Consider the following 16,268-nt stretch of genomic DNA (forward strand, 5'->3'; position numbering starts at 1 on the left):
GTTGTTCCCAGGTTCGTCGTTGACGCTGGTCAGGTGGAGTCCCAGCAGGCGACCGTGCTCGTGGTCGACGACGAACCGAACATCCTGGAGCTGCTGTCGGCCGCGCTTCGGCTCAGCGGGTTCGTCGTGCACGCGGCGGACTGCGGGGCCGAAGCGCTGGCCGCCGCCCGCCGGATCCGGCCCGACATCGTGGTGCTCGACGTGATGCTGCCCGACACCGACGGCTTCACCCTGGCCCGAGGCCTGCGCACGATCCAGGACCGTCTCCCGGTGCTGTTCCTGACCGCCCGTGACGCGGTGGAGGACCGGATCGCGGGCCTGACCGCGGGCGGCGACGACTACGTGACCAAGCCGTTCAGCCTTGAGGAAGTGGTCCTGCGCCTGCGCGCGATCCTGCGCCGGACCAACGGCGCCGAGACGCCGCGGGACGACGGCACCTTCCGGTACGCGGACCTCGTGCTGGATGAGGACGCGCACGAGGTCTATCGCGCGGGCAAGCTCGTGCAACTGTCGCCGACGGAGTTCAACCTGCTGCGCTACCTGATGGTCAACGCGGAACGCGTGGTCAGCAAACCCCAGATCCTCGACCGGGTCTGGAACTACGACTTCGGCGGCGACGGCCGGATCGTCGAGTCGTACATCAGCTACCTCCGCCGCAAGATCGACTCGGTGCACCCTGCCCTGATCCACACCATTCGAGGCGTCGGCTACTCACTCAGGCTGCCGCGGGACGAGCGCTGATGGCCATGCGGCGCCCGTGGACGCTGCGGATGCGGCTAGTCGTGGTCCTCCTCCTGCTCGGCACGGTCGGTCTTGCCGGGTTCGGCGTGGCGAGCGTGGTGCTGATCCGACAGTCGATGATCGCCAGGATCGACGACCAGCTCAGGGACTTGGCCAACCGCCGTGGGCTCGGGCCGCCCCCTGAGGGACGGCGCAACGGCGACAACCTGCCGACCGAGTTCTTCTTCCTTGAGCTGTACACGAACGGCAGCCTGATCAGAGGGAGCAGCACGTCGGCCGGTCCCGCCCTGCCTGTCATCACCGGGCAGACAATCGGTCCGCTCGACGGAAAACCTTTCTTCGCCGAAGACAAGCAAGGCGGCGCGCCATGGCGGGTGATCGTGCACCAACGCAGGCCGCCGCCGGCCGAGAACCGCCCACCAAGCATCGTGATGGTCGCCCAGTCGATGGAGAACACCGATGCCACGGTGACCAGGCTGATCTGGATCGAGGTGGCCGTCGGGATCGGACTGCTCCTGGCGATCGGCGCGGGCAGCTTCCTGTTGGTACGGCTGGGCTTGCGGCCACTCGACCGGATCGAGCGAACAGCGGGCGACATCGCCGCAGGCGACCTGGACCTGCGAGTGGCCGCGGACTCCCGCACGGAAGTAGGCCGCCTCGGCGGCGCGCTGAACACGATGGTCGGCAGGCTGTCTTCGGCGCTGCGCCAACGTCAACAGTCAGAAACCCGCCTCCGCCGGTTCGTCGCGGACGCCTCGCACGAGTTACGGACCCCGCTGACGTCGATCCGTGGCTTCGCCGAGCTGCACCGCCGCGGCGGAGCGCCGGAACGGGCCGACGTGGACAGGTTGATGAGCCGCATCGAGGGCGAGGCCATCCGGATGGGCGCGCTCGTGGAAGACCTGCTGATGCTGGCCCGGCTGGACCAGGAACGCGCGTTGGACCTGACCGAACTGGATATCCGGACGTTGGTCGAAGACGCCGTGCACGATGCGCGGGCGCGGGATCCTGAGCGTGAGGTGATCCTGGAGGTCGCGCGTAAGCCGATCCGGGTGACGGCCGATGAGCACCGGATGCGTCAGGTCATCACGAACCTGATCAGCAACGCGATGACGCACACGCCTCAGGACACCCCGATCCAGGTCCGTGTGGGGCTGCCAGCCAACCGCAAGGACACACCTGTGGCGATGGCCGGGACTTTGGAGCATTACGGGCGCGTGGTGCTTGAGGTCATCGATGAAGGGCCGGGCATCCCTTTGGAAGCCGCGCCGAACATCTTCGACAGGTTCTACCGCGTGGACGAGGCCCGGACGCGCACGCGCGGCGGCACAGGCCTCGGCTTGGCCATCACAGCGGCGATCCTGGAAGCCCACGGCGGCCGGGTCGAACTCCGCACGGCACCAGGAGAAGGCGCCCGATTCACGGTTCTCTTGCCTTTGCCCTGATAGAGACTCGTGAGTGGTTATCCGTGTTAGAACACGGATAACCACTCACGACAGTTATTGGGCCTTTAGTGCTTGGCGAGGACGCCGTCGCGGCGGCGGGTGATGCCCAGCGGGTTGGCGTCCTGCAGTTCGGCGGGCAGCAGCTCGTCCGGCCACGTCTGGTACGTCACCGGAGCCAGCCAACGGTAGATGCCGGGAACGCCGATCGACGTGTGGATCGCGTTCGTCGTCGCGGGCCACGGGCCGCCGTGCTGCATCGCCCACGCCAGCGCGATACCCGTCGGCCACCCGTTGTAGATCAGCCGACCCGCGATCTTGTGCAGTTCGGCAGCCACAGCCGCGGCTTCCTTGTGCTCCGAAGCGGAGGCGTGCACCGTGCCGGTCAAGGTCCCGGGCAGACGGGACAACACCGGCAGGACGTCGTTCACGTCCGAGTAGGTCACGACGATGCCGGACGGCCCGAAGTTCTCCTCGGTCAGCTTCTCCAGGTTCGCCACAAACGTCTCCAGCGGCACGGAGAACAGCGCGGGCTTGCCTGCCCAAGCGTCATCCGGAGCATTGCCCGTGGCGACCAGCGAGACAAGGGAGTTGTTGGACAACGCATCCACGTGCGAGCGGTACGAGTCGCACATGCGCTCGTTGAGCATCGCGCCACCGTTGGACTCGGCGACGGCCTTGCCCAACTCGTCCACAATGGACGAAGGGGCGAACACCAGCCCAGGGTTGGTGCAGAACTGGCCCACACCCATCGTCACCGACTGGGCGAAACCTGCCGCGATGTCCGAGGCGCGCTCCGAGGCCGCTGCGGGCAGGATCACCGTCGGGTTCACGCTGCCAAGCTCGCCGTAGAACGGGATCGGGTCCGGGCGGCCGTTCGCCAGGTCGTACAACGCGCGCCCGCCGCCGATCGAGCCGGTGAAGCCCGCAGCTTTGACCAATGGGTGCTGCACAAGGCGAACGCCCGACTGGGTGCCGTAGATGACCGAGAACAGTCCGGCTGGGGCACCGGCTTCCGTCAACGCTTCCGAAACCACACGAGCGGTCTCGCGGGTCGTGTTCGGGTGCGCCGAGTGGCCCTTCACGACAACCGCGCAGCCTGCCGCGAGCGCCGATGCCGTGTCGGAACCCACTGTGGACAAGGCAAACGGGAAGTTGCTCGCCGAGTACACCGCGATCACGCCGATGGGGCGCAGCACTCGCCGTACGTCCGGCCGCGGCGGGATGATGTCCATGTTCGGCGAGTCGATCATCGCTTCGACGTAGCTGCCTTCACGCAACACGTCCGCGAACAGCCGCAGCTGGTTGGTCGTACGCTTCAGCTCCGTCGTCAGCCGGGGCACGCCGAGCGCGGTCTCCGTGTCGCAGACGCTGATCAACGTTTCCGACGACTCGTCGAGACGGTCCGCCACCAGGTCGAGCACCCTGGCCCGGTCTTCCGCCGTCCAGCCCGACCACGTCTCGAATGCCGAGTGCGCGGCCTCGCAGAGCCGGTCAACCTCGGCGTCCGAGGTGACCTCGAGCGGGTCGCCGAACGGCTCACCCGTCCTCGGGTTGTAGCCCTGCACACTCACCGTCCTGCCTCCTTCACAGCTGTGTTGAAGTCCGGGCCGCACCATGCGCCGCCCAGGTAGCGCGCCGCGTGCGAGTCCGGGTCGAGCTCGCCGTGCTGCGCGATGACCTCCTCGGCGTAGGCCTCGGAGTTGTCCTGCGACTCGTAGCCGAGCTTGCGGCCTTCGTCGAGGGAGAACCAGCGGCGGGTGTTGTCCGAGATGCCCCAGATGATCCGGAAACCGGGCTCCGGCGTGGCAAGGCACGCTTCGAACAACCGGGCGCCGTCAGCGGGGGAGAGCCACGTCGACAGCATCCGGACGTCCTTGGGCTTCTCGAAGCACGAGCCGATCCGGACACAGATCACGTCAAGGCCGTAGCGGTCGGCGTACAGGCTGCCCAACGCCTCGACCGCGACCTTGCTGACGCCGTAGTTGGTGTCCGGGCGCGGGAACTCGTAGTCGCCCGCTTCGCCGTCTTCCTTCTTCACGTAGCCGACCGCGTGGTTCGAGCTCGCGAGCACGACCCGCTTCACGCCTTGGCGGCGCGCGGCTTCCAGCACCACGTAGGTGCCGTTGATGTTGACGTCAAGGATCTTGGACCAGACCTGCTCGAGACTGTGCCCGCCGAGGTGGATCACGGCGTCGACGCCCGCGCAGGCCTTCTCCATCGCGTCCATGTCGGTGATGGACGCCTTGATGATCTCGGTCTGTTCGCCGTCGGCGGGCGCGGGCAGGTCCGCGATGTCCAGCAGCCGCAGTATCCGATCGTCGGCGGCAAGCCGAGGGCGCATCAACGTCCCGACTCCGCCTGCCGCACCGGTGATCAGGATGCGTTGGGTCACGTTCGTCTTTCCCTTTCGATATCGCGGCGGCGGCCAAATTGTCAGCGTCGAAATTCTCAGCGCCCGAACTGCCTGAGCAGCTCGGTGATCGTCTTCGCGCCTTCCAGCAGCGCGGTGACCACTTGGTTCTCGTGGTCGGAGTCCAGCCTGCCCAGCGGCACCGAGCAGCTGATCGCGTCGATGACCGGGTTTCGGTACGGCAGGGCGACCGCGAAACAGCCGAGTCCCGGCGTGTTCTCCTCGCGCTCGTGTGCGTAACCGGCCACCCGGAACTTGGCCAGCTGCTCGTGCAAAGCCGCGCGGTCGACCACGGTGTTCGGGGTCAACGGATTGAGTTTCTCTGGCAAAATGGCATCGACATCCGCCGCCGGACGTTCGGCCAACAGTGCCTTGCCGAGGGAGGTGGAGTGCGCGGGCAGCCGCCGGCCTACGCGGGACACCACGCGCAGGTGGTGCTCCGATTCCCGGCTGGCCAAGTAGACGACGTCGCCGCCGTCCAGCCGTGCCAGGTGGACTGTTTCGTTGACCTCGCGCCGCACGTGCTCCATCACCCGGATGGCCACCTGGACGACCGGATCGTGGTCCAAATAGGACGTACCGACGAGCAGGGCGCGCACGCCGATGCCGTACGTCCCGCTGGCCGGTTCCACTTCCACCCAGCCACGCGCGACCAGCGTCTGCAACAGCATGTACAGGCTGGACTTCGGGTAGCTCAGTTCGTGGTGCAGCTCGGTCAGCGTCAGTCGGCGCTCCGAGCGGGCCAGCGCCTCAAGCAGTTCCACCGTCCGGTCGGCCGACTTCACCGCGGCGGGCCGGGTGGGCTGGCTGGCCGTTTCACGGGCTTGTTCGACCGCCACTTGGGTCCTCCTTTGGCAACAACCCCGTCACGCGTCCTTGACAGTAGTCGGCCTCGATTCTTACAGTCCCGGTCGCGGGTTCACAAGTACGACCGAACTTCGCATATGTGAAAAGAAGCGCCCCTCAGCAGGTCGGAGTGGTCCAATGCCGGACACCGCAGTCTCGCGCTCGTTACTCAGATCGTCTGTCACGTCCCGTGGTCTCCAAGTGACCGCGGCCGCCACAGCAGTCGCTGCGGTGTTGACCGGGTGTGGCACATCGACATCTCCTTCTTCCACCCCACAGGGTGATCCGAACGCACCGCTTGAGGTTTGGACCCGCAGCCAGGAGTCCGCTGCAAAGGTTTACACGAGGATATTCGAGGAGTTCACCAAGAAGACCGGCCAGAAGGTCGAGTACAAGGCCGTCTTCAACGATTTCGACAAGCAGATCCAGCAGCGGGCGGCCAACAAGGACCTGCCTGACCTGGTCATCACCGACACCGGCTCGCTCGGGGTGTTCACCCAGCAGGGCCTGGTCGGCGAGGTCGACCGCAGCTCGATCGCTGGTTCCGCCGACGTCAGCGAACGGGCATGGGGCAACGCCAAGACCGCCGACGGCAAGTTCCGCGCCGTGCCGTGGTCGACGCAGGCCAACGTGACCCTGGTGCGCAAGGACTGGCGCGAGAAGCTGGGCAAGGCGGTCCCGACCACGCACGCCGAACTGCTCGACCTGGCCAAGGCCTTCACCACGCAGGACCCGGACGGCAACGGCCAGGCCGACACCTACGGCATCCTCGCCCCGGCGACCACCGACCGCGGCTACACGCTGTGGTGGGCATCGAGCTTCCTCTGGCAGGGCGGCGGCGACGTGCTCAAGGACAACGGCGCTGGCAAGTTCTCGGTGGCCATCGACTCGCCGGAGAGCGAGCGGTCGGTCGAGTGGATGCGCGGACTGTTCTGCGACAGCAAGGTGATGAACCCGAACGCGCTGACGCTGACGACCAACGACGCGCACCCGCTGTTCGAGACCGGCAAGGTCGGCATCTACACCACCGGCCCGTACATGTTCAGCCGGTTCGACAAGAACCTCGGCAAGGACAAGTACGAGGTCATCCCCGCCCCCAAGGGCCCAGGTGGCGACACCGTCCTCGGTGAGGGTGAGGACATGTACATCATGGCTGGCTCGCCCAACCAGGCTGGCCAGAAGAAACTGGTCGAGTTCATGCTGACGCCCGAAGCGCAGCAGCTCGGGATGAAGGTGCAATCGGGTGAGACCCCTGTGGTCCGCCTGCCGGTGAACAAGAACGTCGACGTCAAGGCCGTGCTCAACGACCCGCGCTGGGACACCACCAAGCAGGTCTACGAGTCCGCCGGTCGTCCGTTCCCCGCGGTGCCGAACTTCCAGCCGTTCCGGCAGAAGACCTCGGAGTCGCTGAACAAGATCTTCACCTGCACCACCGACACCAAGGGTGAGCTGGCCAAGCTCGCCGGTGAGCTGAGCAAGGAACTCTCGACGCAAGGCATCAAGCAGTGACGGTTGCGCATGAGACAACCGCTGCCCCGGGCGACACCAAGCCCGCCCGGGGCAGCGGTATCACCGCGCCCGCGCCGAAACGGGGCAAGCACTCGTTCCGTGTGCTGATCCCTTGGCTGTTCCTGGCGCCAGCGCTGTTGTTGTTCCTCTACTTCAAGTTCATCCCGATGGCCGAGGGCATCCGGCTGAGCCTGTACAAGGTTCAGCCGTTCCTCGGCGACATCTTCATCGGGATGGACAACTACACGGCCGTCTTCGACGACACGGCGTTCCAGGAAGCCGCGTACCACACGGTGATCCTGGCGTTCGGTCAGACGTTCGGCGCGATGATCGTTGGCTTCTTCCTCGCGCTTCTGCTTGAGGGACAGGCGAAGTCGTTGTGGTTCGTGCGCTCCGCGGTGTTCCTGCCGGTGGTTGCCGCGACCGCGGTCGTCGGTGAGATCTGGCGAGTGCTGTACTTCCCTGACCCCAACGGTTTCCTCAACGAGGTGCTCTCGTGGGTCGGTGCCGGTCCGTCGACGTTCCTCGACCACCCGGACACCGCCTTGACCTCGGTCATGATGGTCGGGATCTGGAAGCACGCGCCGTACGACATGGTCCTGATCCTGGCCGGTCTCGCCGGGATCGACCGCGAGCAGTACGAAGCCGCGGCGATCGACGGCACGAACGTCTTCCAGCGCCTGTGGTACGTCACGCTGCCCGCGCTGCGGCCCGTGATCACGATTCTGCTGACCCTTGCGGCCATTCGTGGCCTGCGAGTGTTCACCGAGGTGTACGTGCTGACCGGTGGTGGGCCCGCGGGTGCGACTTCGGTGTGGATGACAACCGTGTTCTCGCGAGGCTTTGAGAAGAACGACATAGGTGTGGCATCGGCCGCGTCGGTCATGCTGTTCCTGGTGACGTTCCTGCTCACCGTGGTCGTGCAGGTGTGGCGTCGATCAAGGGAGTCGCGGTGACGATTTCTTCTGGGACCAGCGCCGGCCAATCCAGGCTGAAATCCAAGCGCAAGCCGGGAGTCTCCGCGCGGCTGGACACCGCGCTTGGCTGGTCGACTGCCCGCAACGCGTGGGGCAGCCGGGCGATCCGGATCGTGTTGTGCACGTTGGCAATCCTGATCTTCACCGGACCGTTGATCACGGTGTTCTCCGGTGCGTTCGACGTCAACAGGGACCCGACGCAGCTCTCGATCCTGCCGGGCAACCCGACCCTGCAGAACTACGAGGAAGCCGGCGCCAAGAACATCTGGGGCTACTTCGCCAACTCGTTGTTCATCGCGGGCGGTGCCTTGCTGCTGCAGCTGCTTGTCAGCGTGTTCGCCGCGTACGCCATGGCACGCAAGAAGTTCCGTGGCCAGGCGATCATCATGCTGGTGATCCTGACGACGATGATGCTGCCGGAGGAGGTCATCGCGATCCCGCTGTCGCTGGTGATCGGTGACCTGCCGGTGTTCGAGCTGAACCTCAGGGGGACCCTGCTCGGGGTCATCCTTCCCCTGGGTGCCTGGGGGTTCTCCATCTTCGTGATGACGGAGTTCATGAAGGAGATCCCGGTCGAGCTGGAGGAGGCGGCCAGGGTGGACGGTGCGGGTGAGCTGCGGGTCTTCGCGCAGATCATCCTGCCGCTCTGCCGGCCGGCGCTCGCCGTGATCGCGGTGTTCGGTTTCAACATGATCTGGGACCAGTACCTGCTGCCCCGGATCGTGGCCAATGACCCCGCCGACTACACGCTGACCGTCGCACTGGCGGATCTGCGGTCGGATATCGAGGTGGGGCCGGGCATCGTGCTGGCAGGCGCGCTGCTTGCGTTGGTACCAAGCCTGATTGTGTACCTGTCGCTGCAGAAGTCGTTCCTGCGTGGGATAACCACAGGTGCGGTCAAGGGTTGATCGCCGGTCGAGATTGAGGTCAGTATGCAACTGGATGGAGTGCTGTTCTTCCCGGTGACCCCCTTCGACGCAACCGGGGGAGTCGCCGTGGACGTGCTGGCCGAGCACGTCAAGCACGGTGTCGCCGCCGGTCCCGGCGGGGTGTTCGTGGCGTGCGGGACGGGCGAGTTCAACGCGCTGGACGTCGACGAGTTCGAGCAGGTCGTCAAGGTCGCTGTCGAAGCGACCGCGGGCCGGGTGCCGGTGTTCGCCGGTGCGGGCGGCCCGCTGCCCATCGCGAAGCGGTTCGCGGCCGCTGCCAAGTCCGCCGGCGCGGACGGGCTGCTGTTGCTGCCGCCCTATTTGGTTTCCTCGCCGCAGGCCGGACTTGTCCGGTACGTCGAGGAGGTGAGCCAGGCAAGCAACCTTCCTACGATCGTCTACCAACGTAACAATGCTGTGTTCACCCCGGAGTCGGCCGTACAGGTTGCTTGCCTGCCCAATGTGATCGGCCTGAAGGACGGGCTCGGTGACATCGACCAGATGCAGCGCATCGTGCTGGCCATCCGGTCGCAAGTGGACAAACCGTTCCAGTTCTTCAACGGGCTGCCCACTGCCGAGCTGACCGTGCCCGCGTACCGCGGCATCGGCGTGGAGTTGTACTCCTCCGCGGTGTTCTGCTTCGCGCCGGACATCTCGTTGGGCTTCTACAACGCGGTGACCTCTGGTGACGTGGCGAAGACCAACCGGCTGCTGACGGACTTCTACTGGCCGTTGGTCGAATTGCGGGACAAGGTGCCGGGTTACGCGGTGTCCCTGGTGAAGGCCGCGGTCACCAAGACCGGGCTGGACGTCGGTGGCGTTCGCGCGCCGCTGATCGACCCGTCGCCGGAGCACCTCGAGGAACTGGACCGGATCATCGCCGCTGGACGGGCCGCTCTGGAGGGCTGAATACGTGAAGATCACCGAGATCGTCCTTACGCCAGTCGCTTTTCGTGACCCGCCGCTGCTGAACTCGGCCGGTGTGCACGAACCGTGGGCGCTGCGCACGATCGTCGAGGTGCACACCGACGAAGGCGTTTCCGGGCTCGGCGAGACCTACGGCGACATCGCGCACATCGAGCGGCTGCGCAAGGTCGTGCCGTCGCTGATCGGGCTGGACGTGTTCGCGCTCGGCCCGATGCACCTGCGCGTCGCCGAGGCACTCGGCGGTGTCACAGGTTCCGACACGCACGGCCTGACCGGCAACTTCTCCGCGCCGGGCACGGTCGACCGGGTGTACTCGCCGTTCGAGGTCGCTTGCCTTGACATCCAAGGCAAATCGATCGGCCGTCCGGTCGTCGATCTGTTGGGCGGACCTGTCCGTACGGAGATTCCGTACAGCGCTTACCTGTTCTACAAGTGGGCCGGGCATCCTTCGGAAAAGCTCGGCGACGAGCAGCCAGACCAGTGGGGCGCGGCGCTCGACCCGGCCGGTGTCGTGGCACAGGCCAAGCAGCTGATCGACGAGTACGGGTTCAAGTCGATCAAGCTCAAGGGCGGTGTTTTCCCGCCGGATCAGGAGATCGCGGCGATCAAGGCGTTGCGGGAGGCCTTCCCGGACACGCCGCTGCGCCTGGACCCGAACGCCGCGTGGACGCCGGAGACGAGCATCAAGGTCGCTCAGGAACTGGCCGGGATCGTCGAGTACCTCGAAGACCCCGCGCCGGAGATCGAGGGCATGGCGCAGGTCGCCAAGGTCGCGTCGATGCCGTTGGCCACCAACATGTGCGTGGTGTCGTTCGAGCACCTCGCGCCTTCGGTTGAGCAGAACGCCGTTCAGGTCATCCTGTCCGACCACCACTACTGGGGCGGTCTGACACGGTCGGCCAAGCTCGCGGCGATCTGCGAGACGTTCGGCATCGGCCTGTCGATGCACTCCAACTCGCACTTGGGGATCAGCCTCGCGGCGATGACGCACCTGGCCGCGGCGACGCCGAACCTGACGTACGCGTGCGACACGCACTATCCGTGGAACGCGGCCGACGACGTGGTCAAACCGGGTGTGCTGTCCTTCAAGGACGGTTCACTGACCGTGCCGTCGGGGCCGGGCCTCGGCATCGAGCTCGACCGGGACGTTCTGGCGCGGCTGGCGGAGAACTACCGGACGTGTGGCGTGCTGAAGCGCGATGACACTGGTTATATGCAGAAGTTCAACCCTGAGTACGAAAAGAGGCGTCCCCGTTGGTAAACGCGGTTGCTCACGTCTATCCATGGGATGTCGTAGGCGATCCTGACGCGGCTTCGCGGTATGCCTCGCTGGGTGTGGACGCGGTCGCTTTGGCGGCCTCGTACCACACCGTGCGGGCCGCGACCCCGCTTCACCCTTCGCACCGGTTGATCGACGCCCGGCACGCGGCGTTCTATCTGCCGGTCCGTGAGGAAGCTTGGCAGGGTAAGCGCTTGCGCCCCGCCGAGCCTTCGTGGGTCGAGGCGGATTCGTACCGCACGGCGCGTGACGCGCTGAAGGCCGCCGGGCTGCCGGTGTACGCGTGGACCGTGCTCACGCACTCCAGCCGTCTCGGCGACCTGCACCCGGATCTGACCGTAGTAAACGCTTTCGGCGACCGGTATCCGTATGCGCTGTGCCCGTCCAACCAGGATGTCGTGGAGTACTGCCTGACCCTGGTCGAGGAGATCATCGCGCTGGGCGCGCCGGACGGGATCATCCTCGAGGCGTGTGGCGCGCTCGGGTTCGTGCACGGCGGCCACCACGAGAAGACCGAAGGCTCCGACTGGGGCCCGATCCGGCAGAAGCTTGCTTCGGTGTGCTTCTGTGCCGGGTGCTCGGCCAAGTACCCGGACGCTGACGGGTTGCGTGCGCAGATCCGTGCGGCCATTGATTCCGCCGAGCCGGATGAGATGCCCCTCGATGCGTCGATTGCCGAGATCCGTACGGGGGTTGCCGCTGAACTGCGGAAACTGCTCGTGAACCGGATCAGGGAACTCGCGCCGGGCACGCGGGTGATCGTGCACGCCAACTCCGACCCGTGGGCGACCGGTCCGTTCGCCACGGTCGCGCCGGAACTGGGCGTCGAGGTCGACGCGTTGGTCGCGATGGCCTGGCCAGGGCCTGCGGCAAGCGCGCCGAACATCCAGGCGCTGCGCAAGATCGCCCCGGACACCAGGATCGCCGGGTATGTACTGGCATTGCCGCCCAAGCCGATCGACGGGCAGGCCATGCTCGCCGAGATGCGGGCGCTTGCCGAGGAAGGCGTCGAGGAATTCCACCTCTACCACGCCGGACTCGCGTCGGAAGCCAGGTTGGACGCTATCCGTGAAGCTGTGAACGCGCTTCGTGCAACCTGAGATGTAGGTGGTTCCGTCCTTGGTGCATGAGACACCTAGCGACAGTCGGAGCCAGTGTGCTGCTTGCGCTGAGTGCCGCGTGCGGTGCTCAGACCCAGACTGGCTCCGCACCACCGCCTTCGGAACTGCCAAGCGAGTCCAGCCCGACGTCTGAGCCCGAGTTGCCAGCCCCAGGCGCCAAACTGGTGACCAAACTCGACGCGGCCAAACTCCCCGAGGGCTACCCGAGAAAAGTGTGGACCGAGGGTGACGGCAGCCGAATCGGCGTCACCGCGCAGGAAGGCGGCTGCACGAGAGCCAGCGTCGAGATCGGTGAGCAGAGTGCGGAGAAAGTCGTACTGACCATGGTCGAGACGTCGCCGTCCACCGAGCAGATGTGCACGATGGACATCCGGTATCCGACGTTCACCGTGAACCTGAACGCACCCTTGGCTGAGCGGCCGGTCATCCTGGACTATCAGCAACGAAAGGTCTGAAAACCCGTCGTGAGTGGTTATCAGGGTTAGAACACGGATAACCACTCACGAGGAAAGACCCGTTGCTGCATTCGGGTGAGTGCCCTAACTGTTGTCCCTGTTCGCCGATATGCCCGGTGTACGAGGGGGAAGCAGCCGAGGGAGAGCGTCACCATGGCCATGTTGGTGATCGAGGGCACTTTCCGGATCGTCGGGGCACGGCCGGACGGAGACTCTGTCCGGTTCTATCCGAACAACCTCGACGACTGGAACAAAGTCGAAGGCGGGCGCAAAGTCCGTCGTAACAAGAGCGGTGGTGCCCAGTTACGGCTGGACGGCATCGACGCGTTGGAAACTCATTTCCGGACCGAGGACGGCGAAACTCATCAACCGCCGCGATTCGCCGACGCGGCATCCGCTGAACTGCTGGACTTTCTTGGATTCACCGAAGTCGTCCGCCGCCAGAAAGACGGCACGGTCACGGCGTCTGAACCGGTGCAGGCGCCCGGCTATATCTTCACGCGCACTGCCGATGTCTACGGCCGTTGTGTCGCGTTCGCGGGCAAAGGCGAGGCGCCTGGCAAGAGCGGCACGAAGATTCACGTTGACGTGCCGATGATCCAGCGGACCGTGAACTACCACCAGCTCGCGCACGGGCTGGCGTATCCGACCTTCTACCTCAAGCTGTTCCCGGACCTGCGGACCTCGATGGCCGAGGCAGCCAAGGCGGCACGGGCCGAGCAAGTTGGCTTGTGGCCCAAGGATGTCACGCAGACCGGCGCACGGGTCGCGCAGCCGCGTTCGTTGTCCCAGGACCTCGTCCTGATGCCGAAGTTGTTCCGGCGCTTGGCGGATTACCTCGCGTTGAACGACGGCGACCTGTCGCTCGGCGGGTTCCTGGAGTTCCTTGACCAGAAGGATGACCGCTTGTTCGTCGTTTCGACCGCTCACTGGACCAGTTTGGACACGGTCGTCGAGGTGATCGACGACGACACGGTCCGGTTGACTGTGCCGCCGGAGGACCTCATTTTCGAAGAGAAGTAACGGCTTCGGCGATGGCGATCTGCATCGGCTGCAGCGCGTCTTCGCCGTCTTCGACGTCCCACAACGAGTTCTGCAGCGCGCGGCCGAGCGTCCACCCGGCCGCGCGCTCGCGGTCGATGCCGAGCGCCTCGGTCATCAGGTCGAAGCGCTTGAGCACGGCCTTGGTCACGTCACCGGTCGCGACCATTTCGTCCCACCGGTTGTCCAGTGCGGGCATGATGTCGAAGCCGGGGTCGCCGACGAGCGGCTTCGGGTCGATCGCCAGCCACGGTTCACGGTCGGCCGCCAACACGTTGTCGTACTGCAGATCCCAGTGCAGCAACCGGTCGCCGGGTTCGCTGAGCAGGTCCTCGACCCTTGCGGCCCAGTCGCGGAGCAGTCGTTGTTCGTCCGGATTGGACAGTTTGGTGACGGCCGAGGGAGTGTCCGCGACCATTTCGGCTGCGATGTCCTTGAGGTGCCGGATGTTCGACGGTCCAGGGACCTTGGTCAGCCTGGCCAACAGTTCGGCGAGGATCTCGGTCGCCGCGAAGTCGTCCGGCATTGTCGACAGTGGACGGTTCTCGTCCAGGCGCTCGAGCAGCATCGCGCCGGTGTCCTGATCGTGGTCGAGCAGCCGGACAATGCCGTCGCCGTCCCAGATCTTCAGCCCGACCGGTTCGCTTTCGTGCTCCCAGTCAACGGGTTGCAGCTTCAGCGCGGCCCGCACGCCGTCCCTGACGACCGGAAGGACAAGGGAAGCCATGCCGTGCATGGGTTTCCCGTCCATGCTGAGCTGCCAGTGACCGAGCATTCGCTCGGCCAATCCCGGAAGCCCGGCGAGCCATTCTTCGGGAAAGTTGTCGCGAAGGGACTCGACCAGGGCTTCCGGGAGGGTGATCACTTGCGGAAGGATATCTGAAGTGTGGGTGCCGATGTCTCGGCGAAGAAGTCGTTGCCCTTGTCGTCAACCACGATGAACGCGGGGAAGTCCTCGACCTCGATCTTCCACACGGCTTCCATGCCAAGCTCCGGGTACTCGAGCACGTCGACCTTGCGGATGCAGTCCTTGGCCAGCCGGGCGGCCGGGCCGCCGATCGAACCGAGGTAGAAGCCGCCGTGCGACTGGCACGCGTCGGTCACCTGACGCGACCGGTTTCCCTTGGCCAGCATGACAAGCGAGCCACCAGCGGCCTGGAACTGCTCCACATAGGAATCCATCCGGCCCGCGGTGGTCGGCCCGAACGAGCCGGACGCGTACCCTTCCGGGGTCTTGGCCGGACCGGCGTAGTACACCGGGTGGTCCTTCATGTACTGCGGCATCGGCTCGCCCGCGTCCAAGCGCTCTTTGATCTTCGCGTGCGCGATGTCACGCGCGACCACGAGCGGACCGGTCAGCGAAAGCCTTGTCTTCACGGGAAGTTTCGACAGGGTTTCGCGGATCTCGGCCATCGGCCTGGTCAGGTCGATCTGCACGACCTGCTCGGACAGATCCTCGCCGTGGATCTCCGGCAGGAACTGCGCCGGGTCACGCTCGAGCTGCTCGATGAACACGCCATCGGCCGTGATCTTCGCCTTGGCCTGACGGTCGGCTGAGCACGACACCGCGACACCGACCGGGCAGGACGCGCCGTGCCGGGGGAGCCGGATCACGCGAACGTCATGGCAGAAGTACTTGCCGCCGAACTGCGCGCCGATGCCGAACTGCCGGGTCATCTCAAGCACCTGCTGCTCAAGATCGACATCCCGGAACCCGTTGCCCAGGGCGGATCCCTCGGTCGGCAGGTTGTCCAGATAACGCGCGGACGCCAGCTTGGCGACCTTCAGGTTGTGCTCGGCGCTCAGACCGCCCACGACGATCGCGAGGTGGTACGGCGGGCACGCGGCCGTGCCGAGGCTGCGCAGCTTCTCGTCGAGGAACTTGGCCAGCCGGTTGGGGTTCAGGACCGCCTTGGTTTCCTGGTACAGGAAAGTCTTGTTCGCGCTGCCGCCGCCCTTGGCCATGAACAGGAAGTCGTAGCGCGGGTCCGTGCCGGGCGCGTTGAAGAGGTCGATCTGCGCTGGCAGGTTCGTGCCGGTGTTGCGCTCGTCCCAGAACGTCACGGGTGACATCTGCGAGTAGCGCAGGTTCAGCTCCTGGTACGCCTCGAAAATGCCGCGGGACAACGCTTGTTCGTCGGTGCCGCCAGTCAGCACACCTTCGGTGCGCTTGCCCATCACGATCGCCGTGCCGGTGTCCTGGCACATCGGCAGCACGCCGCCTGCCGAGATGCATGCGTTGCGCAGCAAGTCCATCGCGACGAACCGGTCGTTGCCGGACGCTTCGGGGTCGTCGACGATCGCGCGCAGCTGAGCAAGGTGTGACGACCGCAACAGGTGCTGGATGTCCTTGATGGCCTCCTTGGCGAGCAAGGTCAACACATCCGGGTCGACTTCGAGGAACTTGCGGCCCGCGGCTTCGATCACTCGGACACCCTCAGCGGACACCAGCCGGTATTCGGTGGTGGTGTCCGGGGCGAGCGGGAGCACGTCGGTGTACTGGAACGAGGTGGTGGTCACGCGGGCTCCTTTGCGCGCGGGTCGGAAACTTGTTGTGACGTTACCGCTCCGCCCGGAACCGGCCGTGC

15 protein-coding genes are annotated in these 16,268 nt (G+C 65.7%); 10 read left to right on the forward strand and 5 right to left on the reverse strand.

Annotated features, from left to right (window positions below; all coding sequences use genetic code 11):
- Positions 1–33: 33 nt before the first annotated feature.
- Complete coding sequence (locus tag LWC34_RS43475; RefSeq protein ID WP_233731159.1) at positions 34–741, forward strand: response regulator transcription factor; 708 nt, start codon at positions 34–36, stop codon at positions 739–741.
- Positions 741–2,186, forward strand: coding sequence for a sensor histidine kinase (locus LWC34_RS43480; protein WP_233731160.1), 1,446 nt, complete (start codon positions 741–743; stop codon positions 2,184–2,186). The genes LWC34_RS43475 and LWC34_RS43480 overlap by 1 nt, the downstream gene beginning before the upstream one ends.
- A 65-nt stretch (positions 2,187–2,251) precedes the next feature.
- On the opposite strand, the gene LWC34_RS43485 is transcribed toward LWC34_RS43480, so the two are convergent.
- Genes LWC34_RS43485 through LWC34_RS58360 form a run of 3 tightly spaced genes read right to left on the reverse strand, consistent with a single transcriptional unit; the run spans position 2,252 to position 5,435 of the window.
- Complete coding sequence (locus LWC34_RS43485; RefSeq protein WP_233731161.1) at positions 2,252–3,757, reverse strand: aldehyde dehydrogenase (NADP(+)); 1,506 nt, start codon at positions 3,755–3,757, stop codon at positions 2,252–2,254.
- The gene (locus LWC34_RS43490) at positions 3,754–4,578 is read right to left on the reverse strand and encodes an NAD-dependent epimerase/dehydratase family protein (RefSeq protein ID WP_308200220.1); all 825 of its coding nucleotides are present in this window, start codon (positions 4,576–4,578) and stop codon (positions 3,754–3,756) included. The genes LWC34_RS43485 and LWC34_RS43490 overlap by 4 nt, the downstream gene beginning before the upstream one ends.
- Positions 4,579–4,634: 56 nt before the next feature.
- Complete coding sequence (locus tag LWC34_RS58360; RefSeq protein ID WP_233731162.1) at positions 4,635–5,435, reverse strand: IclR family transcriptional regulator; 801 nt, start codon at positions 5,433–5,435, stop codon at positions 4,635–4,637.
- Positions 5,436–5,643: 208 nt separating this feature from the next.
- Between LWC34_RS58360 and LWC34_RS43500 the strand changes: the two genes are divergently transcribed.
- From LWC34_RS43500 to LWC34_RS43535, 8 genes are all read left to right on the forward strand, one after another.
- Positions 5,644–6,951 carry a sugar ABC transporter substrate-binding protein gene (locus tag LWC34_RS43500; RefSeq protein ID WP_233731163.1) on the forward strand — a complete coding sequence of 436 codons (1,308 nt, stop codon included), beginning with the start codon at positions 5,644–5,646 and terminating at the stop codon, positions 6,949–6,951.
- The gene (locus tag LWC34_RS43505) at positions 6,948–7,907 is read left to right on the forward strand and encodes a carbohydrate ABC transporter permease (RefSeq protein WP_233731164.1); all 960 of its coding nucleotides are present in this window, start codon (positions 6,948–6,950) and stop codon (positions 7,905–7,907) included. The genes LWC34_RS43500 and LWC34_RS43505 overlap by 4 nt, the downstream gene beginning before the upstream one ends.
- Positions 7,904–8,836: a carbohydrate ABC transporter permease gene (locus tag LWC34_RS43510; RefSeq protein WP_233731165.1), complete on the forward strand. Its 933-nt coding sequence runs from the start codon at positions 7,904–7,906 to the stop codon at positions 8,834–8,836. The genes LWC34_RS43505 and LWC34_RS43510 overlap by 4 nt, the downstream gene beginning before the upstream one ends.
- A gap of 24 nt (positions 8,837–8,860) precedes the next feature.
- Positions 8,861–9,766: a 5-dehydro-4-deoxyglucarate dehydratase gene (locus LWC34_RS43515; protein ID WP_233731166.1), complete on the forward strand. Its 906-nt coding sequence runs from the start codon at positions 8,861–8,863 to the stop codon at positions 9,764–9,766.
- A gap of 4 nt (positions 9,767–9,770) precedes the next feature.
- Positions 9,771–11,045: a glucarate dehydratase family protein gene (locus LWC34_RS43520; RefSeq protein WP_233731167.1), complete on the forward strand. Its 1,275-nt coding sequence runs from the start codon at positions 9,771–9,773 to the stop codon at positions 11,043–11,045.
- A complete protein-coding gene (locus LWC34_RS43525) occupies positions 11,039–12,163 on the forward strand; it encodes a hypothetical protein (RefSeq protein WP_233731168.1) in 1,125 nt (374 codons plus the stop codon). Before LWC34_RS43520 ends, LWC34_RS43525 begins: the two co-directional genes overlap by 7 nt.
- 56 nt (positions 12,164–12,219) lie before the next feature.
- Complete coding sequence (locus LWC34_RS43530) at positions 12,220–12,639, forward strand: hypothetical protein (protein WP_233731169.1); 420 nt, start codon at positions 12,220–12,222, stop codon at positions 12,637–12,639.
- A 153-nt stretch (positions 12,640–12,792) separates the two neighbouring features.
- A complete protein-coding gene (locus LWC34_RS43535) occupies positions 12,793–13,662 on the forward strand; it encodes a nuclease (protein WP_233731170.1) in 870 nt (289 codons plus the stop codon).
- Here LWC34_RS43535 and LWC34_RS43540 read toward each other — a convergent pair.
- Positions 13,643–14,557: an aminoglycoside phosphotransferase family protein gene (locus LWC34_RS43540; protein ID WP_372496828.1), complete on the reverse strand. Its 915-nt coding sequence runs from the start codon at positions 14,555–14,557 to the stop codon at positions 13,643–13,645. The two genes, LWC34_RS43535 and LWC34_RS43540, sit on opposite strands and share 20 nt — an antisense overlap.
- Complete coding sequence (locus LWC34_RS43545) at positions 14,542–16,200, reverse strand: fumarate hydratase (protein ID WP_233731172.1); 1,659 nt, start codon at positions 16,198–16,200, stop codon at positions 14,542–14,544. Before LWC34_RS43545 ends, LWC34_RS43540 begins: the two co-directional genes overlap by 16 nt.
- Positions 16,201–16,268 lie beyond the last annotated feature (68 nt).

The sequence above is a fragment of the Kibdelosporangium philippinense genome, from assembly GCF_021390435.2.
GTDB lineage: Bacteria > Actinomycetota > Actinomycetes > Mycobacteriales > Pseudonocardiaceae > Kibdelosporangium > Kibdelosporangium philippinense.

Bases quoted from the DNA above. Each gene is read 5' to 3' on its own strand.
- LWC34_RS43480 (WP_233731160.1), top strand. From the start codon at position 741: ATGGCCATGCGGCGCCCGTGGACGCTGCGGATGCGGCTAGTCGTGGTC.
- LWC34_RS43515 (WP_233731166.1), top strand. From the start codon at position 8,861: ATGCAACTGGATGGAGTGCTGTTCTTCCCGGTGACCCCCTTCGACGCA.
- LWC34_RS43535 (WP_233731170.1), top strand. From the start codon at position 12,793: ATGGCCATGTTGGTGATCGAGGGCACTTTCCGGATCGTCGGGGCACGG.